The organism is Paraburkholderia kururiensis (assembly GCF_034424375.1).
Classification (GTDB): Bacteria; Pseudomonadota; Gammaproteobacteria; order Burkholderiales; family Burkholderiaceae; genus Paraburkholderia; species Paraburkholderia kururiensis_A.
In genome coordinates, this window is record NZ_CP139965.1 from 2,873,278 (window position 1) to 2,888,051 (window position 14,774).

The following is a 14,774-nucleotide window of genomic DNA, read 5'->3' on the forward strand; positions in this document are numbered from 1 at the left end:
AACTAAACACCCGCAAACGTTTTCGCATTTGCGCATTTCCACCGCGCCTTTTCTTTTCCTATGTCGCGGCATTACAACACCGCCGTTTCGCATTGGCGGACATCGATTCGCATGAGGCCCGGCATTAGGGAGGAAATGGTGCGAGGAAATGGGGAGCGGAATGCGGGGGAAATTCGGCGGGAAATGCGCGGCGGCCATTTAGGGTCATGCGGTTGGAAATGGGTCGGAATTGGGTTGGAGATTGCGGGGGCACACTGCCGACGCCGTGTGTGCCTCAAAGAAAACGACCGGCGCTTCGCCGGCTACGGCACGCGGCGGCTGCGCCCGCAAACCATCCGACGCTCATGCGCTTTGCGCTGCGCTTCATGCCCGGCAAAAAATAGCCGGCAGCTGCCGTCGAGCAATTCCGGTCAGGCGCGCGCGCCGCGCTGCCGGTAAGCTGCGGTCATCCCGCACGTCACCCGCGGCGGGCAAAGAGGGAGGCCAGCTTGCACGACCCCGCAGCCAGAGATCACGACGCGCGGTTTCGGCGCGTGCTCGACTACATCGACCGCCACCTGGACGAGCCGCTCGACGTGGAACGCTTGAGCCGCGTGGCCGCGTTCTCGAAGTTCCATTTTCACCGGCAGTTCGCGCTGCGCTTCGGCGTGGGCGTGCACCGGTACGTGCAACTCGTGCGGCTCACGCGTGCATCGCACAGGCTCGCGTTTCGTCAGCGCGAATCCATCATGCAGATCGCGCTCGCGAGCGGCTACGAGGCGCCCGAAGCCTTCGCGCGCGCCTTCAGGAAAGACAGCGGACAATCGCCGTCCGCGTTTCGCGAGGCGCCGCGCTGGGACGCGTGGCACGCGGCATCGCAGGTCATCAGCCAGATCAGGAGCACGCATATGACGCCCGTCCATACCGACGACGCCGTGCGCATCGTGGACTTTCCCGAAACCCGCGTGGCGTGCCTCGTGCATCGCGGCGACCCGCGGCTCGTCGGTGAATCCATCCGCCGTTTCATCGACTGGCGCAAGCTAAACCGCCTGCCGCCCGCCGCCAGCCGCACGTTCGTCGTGGCGTGGAACGACCCGGAGACCGTCGCCCCCGCCGACTACCGACTCGACCTGTGCGCCGCAACCGCGCGCGAGATCGCGGACAACGCGTTCGGCGTGAGCCCGGCGACGCTGCCCGGGGGCCGCTGCGCGTGGCTGCGCCACACGGGGTCGGACGCGACGCTGCGCGCCTCCGTGGCATGGCTCTATCGGCAATGGCTGCCGGCAAGCGGCTACGAGACGCGCGACGCGCCGCTCTTCTTCGAGCGCGTGCGCTTCTTTCCCGACGTAGCCGAACATGAAGCCGTCACAGACATCTTTCTTCCGCTCGGCGCGCACACACCCGCGCACGGATAGTACCGATACGCCTGCGGCCCACCGCAGAGTAAAATTCATCGCCTATCCCGTTGCTCCCCCTTGCCGCGCACTGCGCCGGAACTGCGATGAAGACGTCTTCCAAAGAGGAACGAACGCGCTGGCGCCCGTCGAACCTCATGCTCAATATCCTGACGGCGCTCGTGGGGCTCGTCACGCTCGGCGCCGGTATCGGCTGGCTGGTTTATAGCTGGGTCGTGGACCTCGAAGTGCCCTACTTCGCGATTCCGCTGGTGCTTTCCGTGCCGGTGATCGCGGCGGTGGCGTTCAGGAACTGCTTCGACTGAGTGCTTCGTTCGGGAAGCGGCGCGGGCGCTGCTGCTTCTCTTCCGCGCTTTTTTCCCCGCTTCTTTCACGCTTCTTTCACGCTTTTTTCGGCGGCCCCAAACGGCACTTTCCGCCCGACCTCCTGTCGTACGGCCTGCACGCCGCACCGTCGTGCCTTGCAGCTCGATGCCCACCGACAGGAGAACGCCTCATGGCCGCGAAATCAACGTCGAAACCGCAATCGAAGAAAAGCGCAAACGCGGTGAAAGGAACGCGCCAGCAACGCAGCGGCACCGCCCCCGGCACGGGGAACGCGTTCGCCGCGCCGCGCGTGCTCGACCATCCGGTGTTCGCGCAGCCGCAGCCTACGCCGGACCCGAGCGTATTTCGCGTGCCGCATCCCTCCGACGACGCGGCCTACAAGGAAATCGACAAGCTCAACGCCGAGCACAAGCTGTTTCCGTTGCCGTTTCCCGCGCCGCGCGGCGGCGTCGAGCCGCAGCTCGCGCTCGCGGATGTCTTCGGCGGCAACCGGAAGGCCATCGATACGATCACGTCGTCGGGACAGCTCGTCTTTCACGCCACGGGCGACTGCGGCAGCGTCAAAGGCCCCGCTACGCAAAACGAAGTCGCGGACAAGATGACCGCCGACTTTACCGAAGCCGACGCCGCCGAAGTGCCGCAGTTCGCCTTGCTGCTGGGCGACATCGTCTACAGCTTCGGCGAGGGCAAGTATTACTACGATCAGTTCTACGAACCGTATCGCGACTATCCCGCGCCGATCCTCGCCTGCGCGGGCAACCACGACGGCATGGTGTCGCCCGAGGCGCACGCAACGAGCCTCGACGCCTACCTGCGCAACTTCTGCGCGCCGGACTTCGCGGTGACACCCGAAGCGGGCGGTCTCTCGCGCACCGCGCAGATTCAGCCCGGCGTGTTCTTCACGTTCGAAGCGCCGTTCGTGCGCGTGCTCGCGCTCTACAGCAATACGCTGGAAGACCCGGGCGTGATCGCCGACCCGCGCATCGGTACGAGCCAGCTCGATTTTCTCGACGCGGCGCTCAAGCGGATCAAGGACGAAGGCTACGAAGGCGCGCTCCTCTTCGCCACCCACCACCCGCCCTACGCGATAGGCCAACATAGCTCGAGCGTCGACATGCTCGCGCAGATCGACGCCGTCTGCGAACGGCACGGCGTATGGCCGCACGCGTTTCTGTCGGGACACGCGCACAACTACCAGCGCTACACGCGCACACGCAGCACGGACGGCACGCAGATTCCGTACGTGGTCTGCGGCAATGGCGGACACGGGCTCGTCAAGCTCGCGAAGCCCGGCGCGCCGGCGCCGCGCGCGCCGCAAATCGTGCAGGCGGCATCGAATGACACGGACCAGGTGGTGCTCGAAAACTACGACGACACGCATTACGGCTACCTGCGCGTGGTGGTCACGCAGAGCCAGTTGCGCATCGAGTACCACTGTGCCGCCGACGGCACGCAGACCAAAGCGCCCAACGACTACGTCAACGTGAGCCTTGCCGGGCGCAAGATCGCGCACTTCGCGGCGCGCGACCTGGGCCATCCGCAGGCCGCGGCCAGGGCGCGCGCCATGCTTGCGCCTCAGCCCGGGAAGCGGCGCGGCAAGTAGCGAAGCCCATCGCCGCCTGCAGGTGTGAAGCGAACAACCGCCTGCTCGCACGTGGCGGCGCGCCGCCGGCCGCCCTGGCCCTAGCCCTTCGCCGCGGCCCCGAACACCCCGCCGTCATACGCCTCGCAATACGCGCGCCAGTCGTCCTGCACCTGCTTCTCGCATTGCAGGGCCAGCTCGATGAGCGGCATCTGCCAGTCGGTCTTCTCGCCGAACGCGATCATCTCGTCGGCGATGGCGGAGCCTTCGCGGCCGCCGCTGCGCAACTGCGCCCACGCGCAGAGTTCGGCCATGGTGTTCACCACGTCTTCCAGCGGCGGCAGTTTGCCGTCGCGGTTCGCGAGCGCGACGCGGTCCTCCGACGGTTGCAGGCCGCGCAGCACATACGGACGGCCGTTGAACGTGACGGCATGCAGGAACGCCTGCGAGACGGCCTGCATGCGCTGCTGCACGGCCACCACGCGCTGCGCCTCAGTGGACCAGTGCGGCTGCTTCGTCTTCAGGGTCGGCGCCACCGACGAAGGCAGCGCTTCTTTCAGATCGATCAGATAGTTGCCGTCCGGCGAGCCCTTGCCTTCCACGAGCACCACGTACCGGTCCACGCCGAGGCTGCCCGTGCCCGCGATGCGCCGCGCCACGTCGATCACGCGATAGAACGCGGGCGCGTCGGGCGTCTGGAGTTCTTTCGCGAAGCTCGCCATGAACGCGGTCACGGCTTCGCGCGTGGGGTCGTCGACGGGCAGCGCCTTCTTGCCGTCCACGCGCAGTACGCGCTTCTTGCCCTTGAGGTCAGTGCGGCGATCGAGGTGATCCGCACGCGTGCGCTTGGCGAGGCCGTCGAAGAGTTCGCGCACGAGGCCCACCGACGTCTCCGGCTCCACCCAGCGCGCCTTGCCGAAGGCGAGTGCGCGCGCGTAGGCGTCCACGGCCGAATGGCACAGGCCCAGCGCTTCCGCGCGCGAGAGCTTCAGGTCCGCGGCGCCCACCAGCACGCTCGTGAGCAGCCGTACCACCTCGTAGAGCGCGGGCGCGAGACACGCCTCGTCGAAGTCGTTGATGTCGAAATAGACGAGCCGGTTGTCGGCCTTGTAGCTGCCGAAGTTCTCCAGATGCATGTCGCCGCAGATCCACACCGTGGGCCCCTGCGCCAGCACGCCCTGAGCCGGCACCCGGCGGTAGAAGAGGTGGCACGTGCCGCGCAGGAACACGAACGGCGACGTGCGCATGGCGCGGTATTTCATGGCCAGGCGCTCCGGCTCGCGGTTGGCGTTCCGGTCCGCGATTTCCTTCACGGCGTCGATCATGGGGCTCCCTGTCTTGTGGTGATGGGTGGGCGCCGGCGCAGCGCGCCGAACGAAAGACGCTCGCGCACGCGCTGCATCCGGGCGCCTAAAACGGACACACCGAAGCCCGACCATACCACCAACGCACGCGCGCTCGTGCCCTGTCGCGCGCTTTCGTGTCCTTTACAGACGCCCATGCCGCGCGCGATACAGGACTCACATTTCGTTGCAATGTCGTGCGCGGCGACGGGTTCGCGCGTGTCATCGCGTTTAACAATCACGGCGTTAGCAAACGTGACGACACAGGTGAAGCCGGCCTGATTCCGCTTGCCGCAGTCCACGCTGACAGATCCATAACAACGGAGCTTCGAATAATGACAACAAGCTTGCACCGCATCCGCGCGGGCGCGCTATCGCTATGCGCCGCGCTCGCCCTCATTGCCCCACCTGGATTTGCTCAGGACACCGTGCCATCGCCCGCGGCACCGGGCGGCGTGCCGGCAGGCGCTGCGGCGAGCGACCCGCCGGGCCGTGTGGCGCGCCTCGACTACTTCAACGGCACCGTCACGATGGAGCCCGCGGGCCTCACCGACTGGTCCTACGCCGTGCTGAACCGTCCGCTCACCACCGGCGACCAACTCTGGGCCGACAGCGGCGCGCGGGCCGAACTGCATGCGGGCTCCACCGCGTTGCGGCTCGACCAGCAGACCGCCCTCGATATCGTCGACCTCACCGACACCGTCACGCAGCTCAAGGTCACGCAAGGCTCCCTTTCGGCGCACGTACGCGCGTTGCCCGCCGGCCAAAGCTTCGAGATCGACACGCCGAACGTCGCGCTCGTCGCCACGAACGCCGGACTCTTTCGCGTCGACGTGGCGCCGGACGGCAGCGCCACGACGGTCACGCTGCGCTCGGGAACGGCCACCCTGTACGGCGACGGCGGCTCGTATGCCATGAGCGCGGGCGAGCAGATCCGCTTCGTCGGCACGAATCTCCAGCAGCAGGCGGGCGGTGCGGCCCCCGCGCCGGACAGCTTCGACCGTTGGGTCGCCGCGCGCGACCGCGCCGAAGACGAGTCGGTCTCGGCGCGCTACGTCTCGCGCGAGATGCCGGGCTACGAAGCACTGGATGCCAACGGCACGTGGCGACACGATCCGACCTACGGCGAGGTGTGGGTGCCGACGGTAGCCGTCTCGGCCGGCTGGGTGCCGTATCACGCCGGGCACTGGGCGTGGATCGCGCCATGGGGCTGGACATGGATCGACGACGCGCCCTGGGGCTTCGCGCCGTTCCACTATGGACGTTGGGCGTATATCGACCGCGTGTGGGCGTGGGTGCCCGGCCCGGTCGTGGTCACGCGGCCGCCCTGCTATGCGCCGGCGCTCGTGGCCTTCGTGGGGGGCGGAGGCGGCGGCGCGCATTGGGGGATCAACCTCACCATCGGCGCGGCCATCACCACAGGCGTGGCGTGGCTCCCGCTCGGCCCGGGCGAGCCCTGGCATCCGGCCTACGGCTACAGTCCGCGCTACTACGAACGCGTGAACAACGTGAACGTGACGAACATCCACAACACGACGATCGTCAACAACATCACCAACGTGCACAACACGTACATCAACCAGACCGTGCCCGGCGCGGTGACCGCGGTCCCGGCCAACACCTTCGTGCATGGGCAACCCGTGGCCATGGCCGCCCATGCGCTCACGCCGCAGCAGATGGCGCATGCGCAGTTCGGAGCAGGCGCGCCCGCCGTGGCCCCGGTACGGCAGAGCTTTGCGGGCGGCATGCGCGCCGCGAAGATCGGCGCGCCGGCCGAAGCCGCGCAGCGGCAGGTCATCGCCACGCGTGCGCCGGCCGTACCGCCCGCATTCCACGACACGCTTGCGCAGCGTTTCGCGTCAGCGGGCGGACGCGTGGAAGGCGCGGGCGAACCGGTCGTGCGCAGTGCTTCGCCCGAAACCGCACACGGGGCGCCGGCGGCCCACGAACCACAGACGCAGGGCTTTCATGTGATCGATCGCGAAACGGCGCGGCCGGTTGGCCGGCAGGCAGGACTCCAGGCGTCCCCGCAGGGCGAACCGCAACGAGCCCCGCAACACGGCGGCGAAACGGCCCGTGAGCCGGGCGCGCCGCAAGCGCCCGCGGACGGAAACAGCCGCGAAGCGAACCATGGAATCGACCGTGAAGCGCACCCCGGCGAGCCGGCACCGCGCGCGCCCGCGGCCGCCGACAATGGCGTGCCGCACCCGACGGGCGGCGCCTCGCGTGCGCAGGAGGAAGCGCGCAACGGACGGACGGCGCAAGGCGGTTTCGAGGCACCTCAGGAGGCACCTCAGCCGGAAGGCCCGCGTGCGCCGCAAACGGCGCGGATGCAGCCGCATGAAACCGCGGCGCCGCACGAGCCGCAGCAGCCGGAGCATGAAGCCGTGCGGCCGCAAGAAGCGCCGCGCCATGCGGAGCCGGCGCAGCATGCAGAGCCTCACGCCGTGGAAGCACCGCACGACAATCCGCGTCCGGCCCAGCACTCCAACGCCGCGCCACGACCCGCGCCGCACACCAGCGCACATTCGGCGCAGCCGCACCCGCAGTCCCATCCGCCCGCTCACAAGGCGGAAGAGCACCGCGGCTGACGTGCAGGCGCGTAAGCAGGACTGACAGCAAATGCCGCGGCCCGGTCATGAAAACCGGGCCGCGGACAGTCCTATGAGGGGCGGGATGCCGTGCTGCTACCCGCCCGCGTCAGTAATACCAGGGGGCCGGCGGCGCGTAGTAGTAGACGGGCGGAGGCGGCGCGCGATAGATGACGGGCGGCGCCGCGTACACGGGCTGACCGTAGACCGGCTGACCGTACATCGGCGTGGCGTAGGCCGGCTGCGAAATGGTGTTGCCCTTCGAGGTCATGCACTGCGCGTAGGCCGCGTCGTACCGTGCCTGCAGACCGCCCGACGCATATTGCGCGCCGTTCGCGCCCACCGCCGACCCGAGCAGCAGGCCGCTGCCCGCGCCGATCGCCGCGCCCGCTCCCGCGTTGCCCGCCGCCGCGCCCAGCAGCGCGCCGGCCGCCGCGCCGCCCACCGTGCCGAGCGCGGCGCTGTTCACGCTGTTGGCCGTCGCGCCCTGCGCCGCGCCCGCCGAGTCCGTGGAGCGGAACGCGTAGTCGCGGCAGGCATAGTCTTCCTGCTGGAATTCGGTGAGCGACTTGCCCTTGGGCGGCAACGCCACCACGCTCGGGCCGCTGGGGGGCATGACCGTGCAGCCCACCAGCGCCACCGCCACACCGACCATGGTGGCAGGTACGGCGAGCCGCGACCACGCCGGCAGCCGGCGCGCCATCCGGAAGGCCGACAAACTGGCTTTGCGTTTCATGATTGCCTGACTCCTTGCATTGCGATGGCGACACGATAGGCCACCTGCTGCACGTGTTGGTTACTCGATCGTTACCGGTGAAATCTTTCGGTCACCGGCTGTAACAACGTGCGACTTCAGGCCCCACGTGAAGCGCGGATTCATGCCGCCCGATCGCGGCATGCGCGCGCCCGTCGCTCGCCTTGTTCGGGTACGACCGCTACCCGGTCTGCGCCGCGCCGATGCCATGCAGCACCCCGGCACGGTATCTGTCCTACTCCGCGGGCTCCACGCGCGAGCGCGCCAGCAGTTCGGTCACCTGCGCGTCGGCGGTCTGGGCGAAGTCGCCGTAGAACTGTCCCACGCCCTGGAACACGCGCGGCACGTAGGCGCAGATCACCTCGTCCGCGAGCGGCCCGACGCGCGCCACCGTTTCGCCCGGCGCCACCGGCACGGCCACCACGATGCGCGCGGCGTTGCCCTTGCGCAGCAGTTGGACAGCCACGCGCATGGTGGCGCCCGTCGCCATGCCGTCGTCCACCACGATGACGGTGCGTCCTTCGACATCGAGCGCAGGCCGCGACCCGCGGTACAGCGCCTCGCGGCGTTGCAGTTCCGCGCGCTCGGCGGTCAGCACGCGATCGATCTCGTGCTGCGGCACGCCGGCTTCGGCCACGATGCGCCGGTCCAGATACACGGTGTCGCCACGGCCGACCGCGCCCATCGCGAGTTCCGGATAGTTCGGCACGCCGAGCTTGCGCACCACGACCACGTCGAGCGGTGCGCCGAGCGCGCGCGCCACTTCGTAGGCCACGGGCACGCCGCCGCGCGGCAAGCCGAGCACGATCACGTCATCGCGCCCCGCATAGCGCGCGAGCCTTCCCGCGAGCACGCGGCCGGCATGGGCGCGGTCGTCGTAGAGAAATTCCATGGCAGATCCTCCCGACCGTGAAGGCGCAGCAGAAGAGAAAGCGTGTCGCGTGCCCGGTCGCGGCGTGCTGCTCCACGAACGCCGCGAAGGCAACGAACGCGACCCACGCCATAAAGGGAGCGTTCGCGAGATCGAACCGTTTGCGACACCACGAAGAAATTCTGCGCGCGATCGACACCCATCGCTTGAGGTCAATCAAACGGCGCAAACGGGGTGAGGGGTGAGCGGTGACGGTGCAGCGCGCCCTGCGGGTGGTTGCGGCGGCAAACGCCGGACACCTGGCGCCACGCCTCCTCCCCAAGACACCCAGGCCATCCCAAAGCCACATTCAACCGGCCGCGGCCGGCATCTCTTCACGCGCCAGCACCGCAAGCGCCGTCTCGTACCCGCGCGTCTGCAGGCGCGCCACCGTCGAGGCCGAAAAATCGAAATCGCTCGAGAGCGACAACGGGCCGCCGTCCAGCGCGATCCGCGCGATGCGGATCGGCGCGCGGTTGCCCATCAGGCGGATGAAGTGCGGACGCTGGCGGATGCGCCGCGCCGTGGGCTCGTCCACCTGCCTGAGAATTTCGTCGACGAGGTCGCTGAAGTCGTTCACATACTCTTCGAAGCGAAGATCGTTGCGCACGCGGTCGGTGTAGACGATCTCGTCGCGCCGCAGCATCACCTCGAGCAGATTCGACGGCATGGCGCGCGTGCCCGAGAACAGGTCCACAGCGAAGATGCGTCCGCCAATGCGCCCGCAGCGCTCGATCACGAGATCGAGCGGCGAGTTGCTCACGATGCCGCCGTCCCAGTAAGGGCGGCCCTCCACCATCGTCCACGGCATGCCGGGCGGCAGGCTGCCGCTTGCCAGCAGATGTTCGGGGCCGATGCGGTCCACGTAGCTGTCGAAGATGCGCGGCTCGCCCGTGGCCACGTCCACTGCACTGAGCAGCAGCCGCGTGTGGCTCGCGGCCAGCGCGTCAAAGTCCACGTGGCGCTCGATCAGCGTGCGCACGGGCGACGTGTCGTAGAGGCTCGTCCACCACGGCAGCCACGCCGCGAGGCCGAGGTTCGGATTCCACCAGCGCGGCTGCAAAAAATTTGGCACCCCGAACCACATCACGTACCAGGAAAGCAGCGCACTGTGCAGCGCGCCGTCGCCGCATGCAAACGGCGTGGGCAACGTAGGCAGTGAAGGCAGCGGAATCGACACGTCGCGCCAGAACGCCTCGAGCGCGCGCGACGCGTCACCCGGATGGCTCGCGACAATCGCCGCATTGAACGCGCCAATCGAGACGGCCGAAATCACGTCGGGCCGCACACCCTTTTCTTCGAGCGCGCGGATCGCCCCGCATTCGAACGCGCCCAGCGCCCCGCCGCCTTGCAGGATCAGCACCGTCTGCTCGGGCAGGCGGTCGAGCGGGAACGTGGTGTCGGCAAGACGCGGCTTCGCGCCGTGCAGGCTGATGCGCAGGCGGATCAGTTCTTCCGCCGCCGAGGTCTCGCCCGCGGTGCGGCCTAACGAGAAGATCGCACGCAGCACGTCGTGCTCGAGATACAGCAGCGAATACGAGCCCGCTTCGAGCGAGCCGCGCTCCACCGTTTCCGTCACGCCGCGCGGGAAGCCGAGGAAGTTGTACGGCTGGCCGAACGCGTCGCCGAAGAACATCGACACGTCGCGATACGGAAAACGCCCGCCGCGCATGTTGCGCGCCGCGATGTTGCCCTGACGGCGCGCGTTGTCCCAGTGCTCGATGCGCCGGCGCACGCCGAATACGGGGTCGAAGAAGCTGGCCACGTCGCCGGCCGCATAGATGTCGGGGTCGCTCGATTGCAGGCAGTCGTCCACCACCACGCCGTCGCCGAGCACCACGCCGCTGCCTTCCAGGAACGCACAGTTCGGCGCCACGCCCATCGCCGCCACCACGAGATCGCAGGCGATCGTCTCGCCGGTGTGCGTGACCACGCCTTCCACGCCTTCCACGCCTTCACGGCCCACCACGCTTTCGACGAGGCAATCCGTTTTCACCGCGACGCCGTGCTCGGCGCAGCGCTTCGCGAAGTAAGCCGAGAGCACGGGCGCGCACAGTTGCGGCATCACCGCGTCTTTGCGCTCGACCACGGTCACGGCGAGCCCGAGCGCGCGCAGCGACGCAGCGGTTTCGATGCCGACGAAGCCTGCGCCGATCACCACCGCGTGCTTCGTGCGGCCGGCCTGCGCGCTCTGCAACGCGGCATCGCGCACGGCCGAGGCGTCCGCGAGCGTATGCAAGCTGTGCACGCCCGCGAGCCCCATGCCCGGCAGCTCGGGCGCGCGCGGCGACACGCCGGTGGCGATCAGCAGCTTGCCGTAGCCGATCGCGCTGCCGTCCGCGAGATGCACCACGTGGCCTGTGGCGTCCACGCGCACCGCACGCGCGCCCAGCATCAAATCGATGCGCTGCTCCGCATAGAACTCGGCGGGACGAATGGCGATTTGCAGCGCGCCGACCGAGCCATTCAGAAAACCCTTGGTGAGCGGCGGACGCTGGTACGGCAGCACGTCCTCGCCGCTTAGAATGGCGATGCTCGCGGCGGCGTCTTCCATGCGCAGCGTGCGGGCCGCCGTGACGCTGGCAAGGCCGCCGCCCACCAGCAGAAAGTCGACATGGCGCATCGTCATGAAGGCAGCTCCGGCAAGAGACAAAGCGGGACGACAGCACGCGCCCCGGGATCACTCCGTACCGTACCGGCGCGCGGGTCGGCGCCGTTGATCCACGTCAACGGGGCCAGGTAGCTGCGGCAGGCGCCGGCCGAACGATGTCAGCGCGTGTCAGCAGACGCCGGTGCGAGCGCGACGATCGATGCGCGCGAAGTCACAACTGGCGCGGCGAAATCGTCATGCACCGATGGGCGCGCACCGTCCGCCCGAACGCACACACCGCGTGATTTAGTCGCGGTTTTCTGCGACGATCCGCATTGCGCCAAGCCCTATAAGGTCAATCGATGACAACTCGTGCTTGCCAGACCCGGCACCCTCCGCTCTGGTGCGCCGCAATAAGTCACTGCGCCACCCGCCGTCGCTTCGCTCACGTTGTTCCTGCTGCCCACGCTGTCCGTCTGTCTCGCCTTGCCCGCCATGCAGGCCTTCTTTGCGCCGTCGGGCTCGGCCTGAGCCTCGGACTCGCGGGCTGCATGGTGGGCCCGAACTACCATGCGCCCGCAGCGCCCACGGTGGACCGCTACACGCCGGCGCCCATGCCCGACCAAACCGCGTCGTCACCGGGCGCGGCGGGGCTTGCGCAGCGCTTCGCGCCCGGCGCCGACATACCCGCCGCGTGGTGGACGCTCTTTCACTGCGAGCCGCTCGACACCGTGATTCGCGCGGCGCTCGCCAACAGTCCGAACATCGCCGCCGCGCAGGCCGCGCTGCGGCAGGCCGCCGAGAACTACCGTGCTCAGGTGGGCGGTTCGCTCCTGCCTTCCGTGGACGCGCAGCTCGGCGCCACACGCCAGAAGTTCAGCGGCCTCAGCGTCGGCCAGCCGGGCGTGGTCGAAGAACTGAATCTCTACAACGCCTCGGTGAACGTGTCGTACAAGCTCGACCTGTTCGGCGGCGCGCGGCGGCAGCTGGAAGGACTCGCCGCGCAGATCGACTACGAGCGCTACCAGTTGCAGGCCGCCTGGCTCGCACTCACCGCGAACATCGTGACGGCCGCAGTGAAGGAAGCGTCGCTGCGCGCGCAGATCGAAGCCACAGCGGGCATCGCGCTCGACGAAGAGCAGCAGCTGAAACTGCTCCAGCAGCAGTTCGAACTGGGCGGCGTGGCGCGCACCGCCGTGCTCGCGCAGCAGACGTTGCTCGCGCAAACGCGTGCCACGCTGCCCTCGCTTCAACAGGCGCTCGACCAGGTGCGCCATCAGTTGGCGGTGCTCTCGGGCAAGCTGCCCTCCGAAGCCGCGTTGCCCGAATTCCGGCTCGACATGTTCTCGCTGCCGCAGACGCTGCCTGTGAGCGTGCCGTCGTCGCTCGTGAAGCAGCGGCCCGACATCCTCGCGGCGGATGCGTTGCTGCATCAAGCGAGCGCGCAGATCGGCGTGGCGACGGCGGCCATGTATCCGCAGCTCACGCTCTCCGCGAGTTACGGCGCCGAGGCGCTCACGCCGGCCCAGGTGTTCCGCGCGGGCAGCACGATCTGGAGTATCGGGGGCAGCCTGTTGCAGCCACTCTTTCGCGGCGGCGAACTGCTCGCGCAAAAGCGCGCGGCCGTCGCGGCCTTCGAACAGGCCGACGCGCAGTACCGCGAGACGGTGTTGCAGGCCTTCCAGAACGTGGCCGATTCGCTGCGCGCGCTCGACAACGACGCGAACGGCCTGAAGGCACAGACCGAGGCCTGGCATTCGGCCAGCGACTCGCTGGACCTCACGCGCGCGCAGTACCGCGTGGGCGCGGTGAGCTACCTCGCGCTGCTCGACGCGCAGCGCCAGTATCAGCAGACCGTAGTGAACTTCGCGCAGGCGCAGGCGGCCCGCTATGCCGACACGGCCGCCCTCTTCCAGTCGCTCGGGGGCGGCTGGTGGAACGCCCCGTCAAGCGACGCAGCCAACCACGCACCCGGCGACACGAAGGCGGCCGCCAGCCCGCCCGTGAACTGAATCGAAGCCTCTCCACAAGCGCTATTTCCCGTTCGACGACTTCGTCCAACGCCGCCCGATAAAGCGCGGCAAAACGCAGGAAGAAACGACAATGAATCAGAAACGACCCATGACGAGGCGGATGATCGTGATGCTGATTTGCGTGGGCCTGCTCGTGGCCGCGCTCGTCGGCTTCAACCTGTTCCGCGCGCACATGATCGCGAAATTCATGGCGAGCAACGCCGCGCCGCCCGCCACCGTCACCGCGACCGTGGCGCGCTACCAGGCGTGGCAGCCGCAGCTTGCCGCCGTGGGCAGCCTGCGCGCCGTGCGCGGCGTGGACGTGACCACGGAGATGGCGGGCCTCGTGCGCGACATCGCGTTCCGCTCGGGGCAGGACGTGAAGGCGGGCCAGCTGCTCGTGCAACTGAACGCGGATACCGACAAAGCCCAGCTCGCCGCACTCGAAGCCGCGGCCGAACTCGCGAAGACCGTCTTCGAGCGCGACCGCGCGCAGTACGAGATCAAGGCCATCGCGAAGGCGCAGCTCGACGCCGACGCCGCGGACCTCAAGAGCAAGCTCGCCCAGGTCGCGCAGCAGACCGCGCTCGTCGCGAAGAAAACGATTCGCGCGCCGTTCGCGGGGCGCCTCGGCATCACCACCGTGAATCCCGGGCAATACCTGAATCCCGGCGACACCATCGTCACGCTGCAAACGGTGGACCCCATCTACGTGGACTTCTATCTGCCGCAGCAGCAGCTCGGGCAACTCGCCATCGGCCAGAGCGTGATCGTGGAAACCAACGCGTATAGCGGGCGCACCTTCACCGGCAAGATTCTCTCGATCAACCCGAAGGTGGACACCAACACGCGCAACGTGCAGATCGAAGCGCTCGTGGACAACCACGACCGCAAGCTCCTGCCCGGCATGTACGCGAACGTGAAGGTGGACGCGGGCGCGGGCCAGCGCTACCTCACGCTGCCGCAGACGGCCATTACCTACAACCCGTACGGCGCCACCGTGTTCGTGGTGAAGAACGGCGACCAACAGAACGCTCAAGCCAATGCGCAAGGCAAGAAGGCCGAGGGTAAGACCATGCCCGTCGCGCAGCAGGTATTCGTCACGCCGGGCCCCACGCGCGGCGACCAGGTCGCGGTGATGAAGGGCATTGCCGAAGGCACGCAGGTGGTCACGAGCGGCCAGTTGAAGCTGAAGAACGGCACGCCGCTCGTGGTCGACAACCGCGTGCAGCCCGCCGACAGCCCGAACCCCACGCCGCAGGAACAATGAC

The 14,774-nt window shown here is 68.3% G+C and carries 11 protein-coding genes; 6 read left to right on the forward strand and 5 right to left on the reverse strand.

Translation table 11 applies throughout. From position 1 onward, the window contains the following. Nucleotides 1–488: 488 nt before the first annotated feature. From U0042_RS12785 to U0042_RS12795, 3 genes are all read left to right on the forward strand, one after another. On the forward strand, nt 489–1,394 hold the full coding sequence (locus U0042_RS12785) for an AraC family transcriptional regulator (protein WP_114811088.1): 906 nt from the start codon (nt 489–491) through the stop codon (nt 1,392–1,394). An 86-nt stretch (nt 1,395–1,480) separates the two neighbouring features. Beyond that, entirely contained in the window at nt 1,481–1,699 is a 219-nt protein-coding gene (locus tag U0042_RS12790; protein ID WP_114811089.1) for a hypothetical protein, read from the forward strand. Between the two features lie 191 nt (nt 1,700–1,890). Next, nucleotides 1,891–3,324, forward strand: coding sequence for a metallophosphoesterase family protein (locus tag U0042_RS12795; protein ID WP_114811090.1), 1,434 nt, complete (start codon nt 1,891–1,893; stop codon nt 3,322–3,324). An 80-nt stretch (nt 3,325–3,404) separates the two neighbouring features. Here U0042_RS12795 and U0042_RS12800 read toward each other — a convergent pair whose 3' ends face one another. Together U0042_RS12800 and U0042_RS12805 are read right to left on the reverse strand one after the other, a co-directional pair. Continuing rightward, on the reverse strand, nt 3,405–4,628 hold the full coding sequence (locus tag U0042_RS12800; protein WP_114811091.1) for a DUF2252 domain-containing protein: 1,224 nt from the start codon (nt 4,626–4,628) through the stop codon (nt 3,405–3,407). Then, nucleotides 4,625–4,948, reverse strand: a complete 324-nt coding sequence (locus tag U0042_RS12805) for a hypothetical protein (RefSeq protein ID WP_157977819.1) — start codon at nt 4,946–4,948, stop codon at nt 4,625–4,627. The genes U0042_RS12800 and U0042_RS12805 overlap by 4 nt, the downstream gene beginning before the upstream one ends. Nucleotides 4,949–4,981: 33 nt before the next feature. On the opposite strand from U0042_RS12805, the gene U0042_RS12810 reads away from it, so the two are divergent. After that, on the forward strand, nt 4,982–7,237 hold the full coding sequence (locus tag U0042_RS12810; RefSeq protein ID WP_157977820.1) for a DUF6600 domain-containing protein: 2,256 nt from the start codon (nt 4,982–4,984) through the stop codon (nt 7,235–7,237). A 109-nt stretch (nt 7,238–7,346) separates the two neighbouring features. On the opposite strand, the gene U0042_RS12815 is transcribed toward U0042_RS12810, so the two are convergent. The 3 genes from U0042_RS12815 to U0042_RS12825 form a co-directional block, all read right to left on the reverse strand. Next, nucleotides 7,347–7,940 (reverse strand): glycine zipper family protein, encoded by a 594-nt coding sequence (locus U0042_RS12815; protein WP_114811093.1) that lies wholly within the window; start codon nt 7,938–7,940, stop codon nt 7,347–7,349. 286 nt (nt 7,941–8,226) lie between these two features. Further along, nucleotides 8,227–8,883: a phosphoribosyltransferase gene (locus U0042_RS12820; protein WP_114811094.1), complete on the reverse strand. Its 657-nt coding sequence runs from the start codon at nt 8,881–8,883 to the stop codon at nt 8,227–8,229. Nucleotides 8,884–9,211: 328 nt separating this feature from the next. Next, the gene (locus U0042_RS12825; protein ID WP_198665314.1) at nt 9,212–11,524 is read right to left on the reverse strand and encodes an FAD-dependent oxidoreductase; all 2,313 of its coding nucleotides are present in this window, start codon (nt 11,522–11,524) and stop codon (nt 9,212–9,214) included. Nucleotides 11,525–12,042: 518 nt separating this feature from the next. On the opposite strand from U0042_RS12825, the gene U0042_RS12830 reads away from it, so the two are divergent. Further along, on the forward strand, nt 12,043–13,503 hold the full coding sequence (locus U0042_RS12830; protein ID WP_232833380.1) for an efflux transporter outer membrane subunit: 1,461 nt from the start codon (nt 12,043–12,045) through the stop codon (nt 13,501–13,503). A 91-nt stretch (nt 13,504–13,594) separates the two neighbouring features. Continuing rightward, a complete protein-coding gene (locus U0042_RS12835; RefSeq protein WP_114811097.1) occupies nt 13,595–14,773 on the forward strand; it encodes an efflux RND transporter periplasmic adaptor subunit in 1,179 nt (392 codons plus the stop codon). The last annotated feature ends 1 nt before the right edge of the window (nt 14,774 follow it).

Coding starts and splice junctions, on each gene's coding strand:
- U0042_RS12830 (WP_232833380.1), top strand. CDS start 12,043: ATGGTGGGCCCGAACTACCATGCGCCCGCAGCGCCCACGGTGGACCGC.
- U0042_RS12835 (WP_114811097.1), top strand. CDS start 13,595: ATGAATCAGAAACGACCCATGACGAGGCGGATGATCGTGATGCTGATT.
- U0042_RS12815 (WP_114811093.1), bottom strand. CDS start 7,940: ATGGCGCGCCGGCTGCCGGCGTGGTCGCGGCTCGCCGTACCTGCCACC.
- U0042_RS12800 (WP_114811091.1), bottom strand. CDS start 4,628: ATGATCGACGCCGTGAAGGAAATCGCGGACCGGAACGCCAACCGCGAG.
- U0042_RS12820 (WP_114811094.1), bottom strand. CDS start 8,883: ATGGAATTTCTCTACGACGACCGCGCCCATGCCGGCCGCGTGCTCGCG.
- U0042_RS12810 (WP_157977820.1), top strand. CDS start 4,982: ATGACAACAAGCTTGCACCGCATCCGCGCGGGCGCGCTATCGCTATGC.
- U0042_RS12790 (WP_114811089.1), top strand. CDS start 1,481: ATGAAGACGTCTTCCAAAGAGGAACGAACGCGCTGGCGCCCGTCGAAC.
- U0042_RS12795 (WP_114811090.1), top strand. CDS start 1,891: ATGGCCGCGAAATCAACGTCGAAACCGCAATCGAAGAAAAGCGCAAAC.
- U0042_RS12825 (WP_198665314.1), bottom strand. CDS start 11,524: ATGCGCCATGTCGACTTTCTGCTGGTGGGCGGCGGCCTTGCCAGCGTC.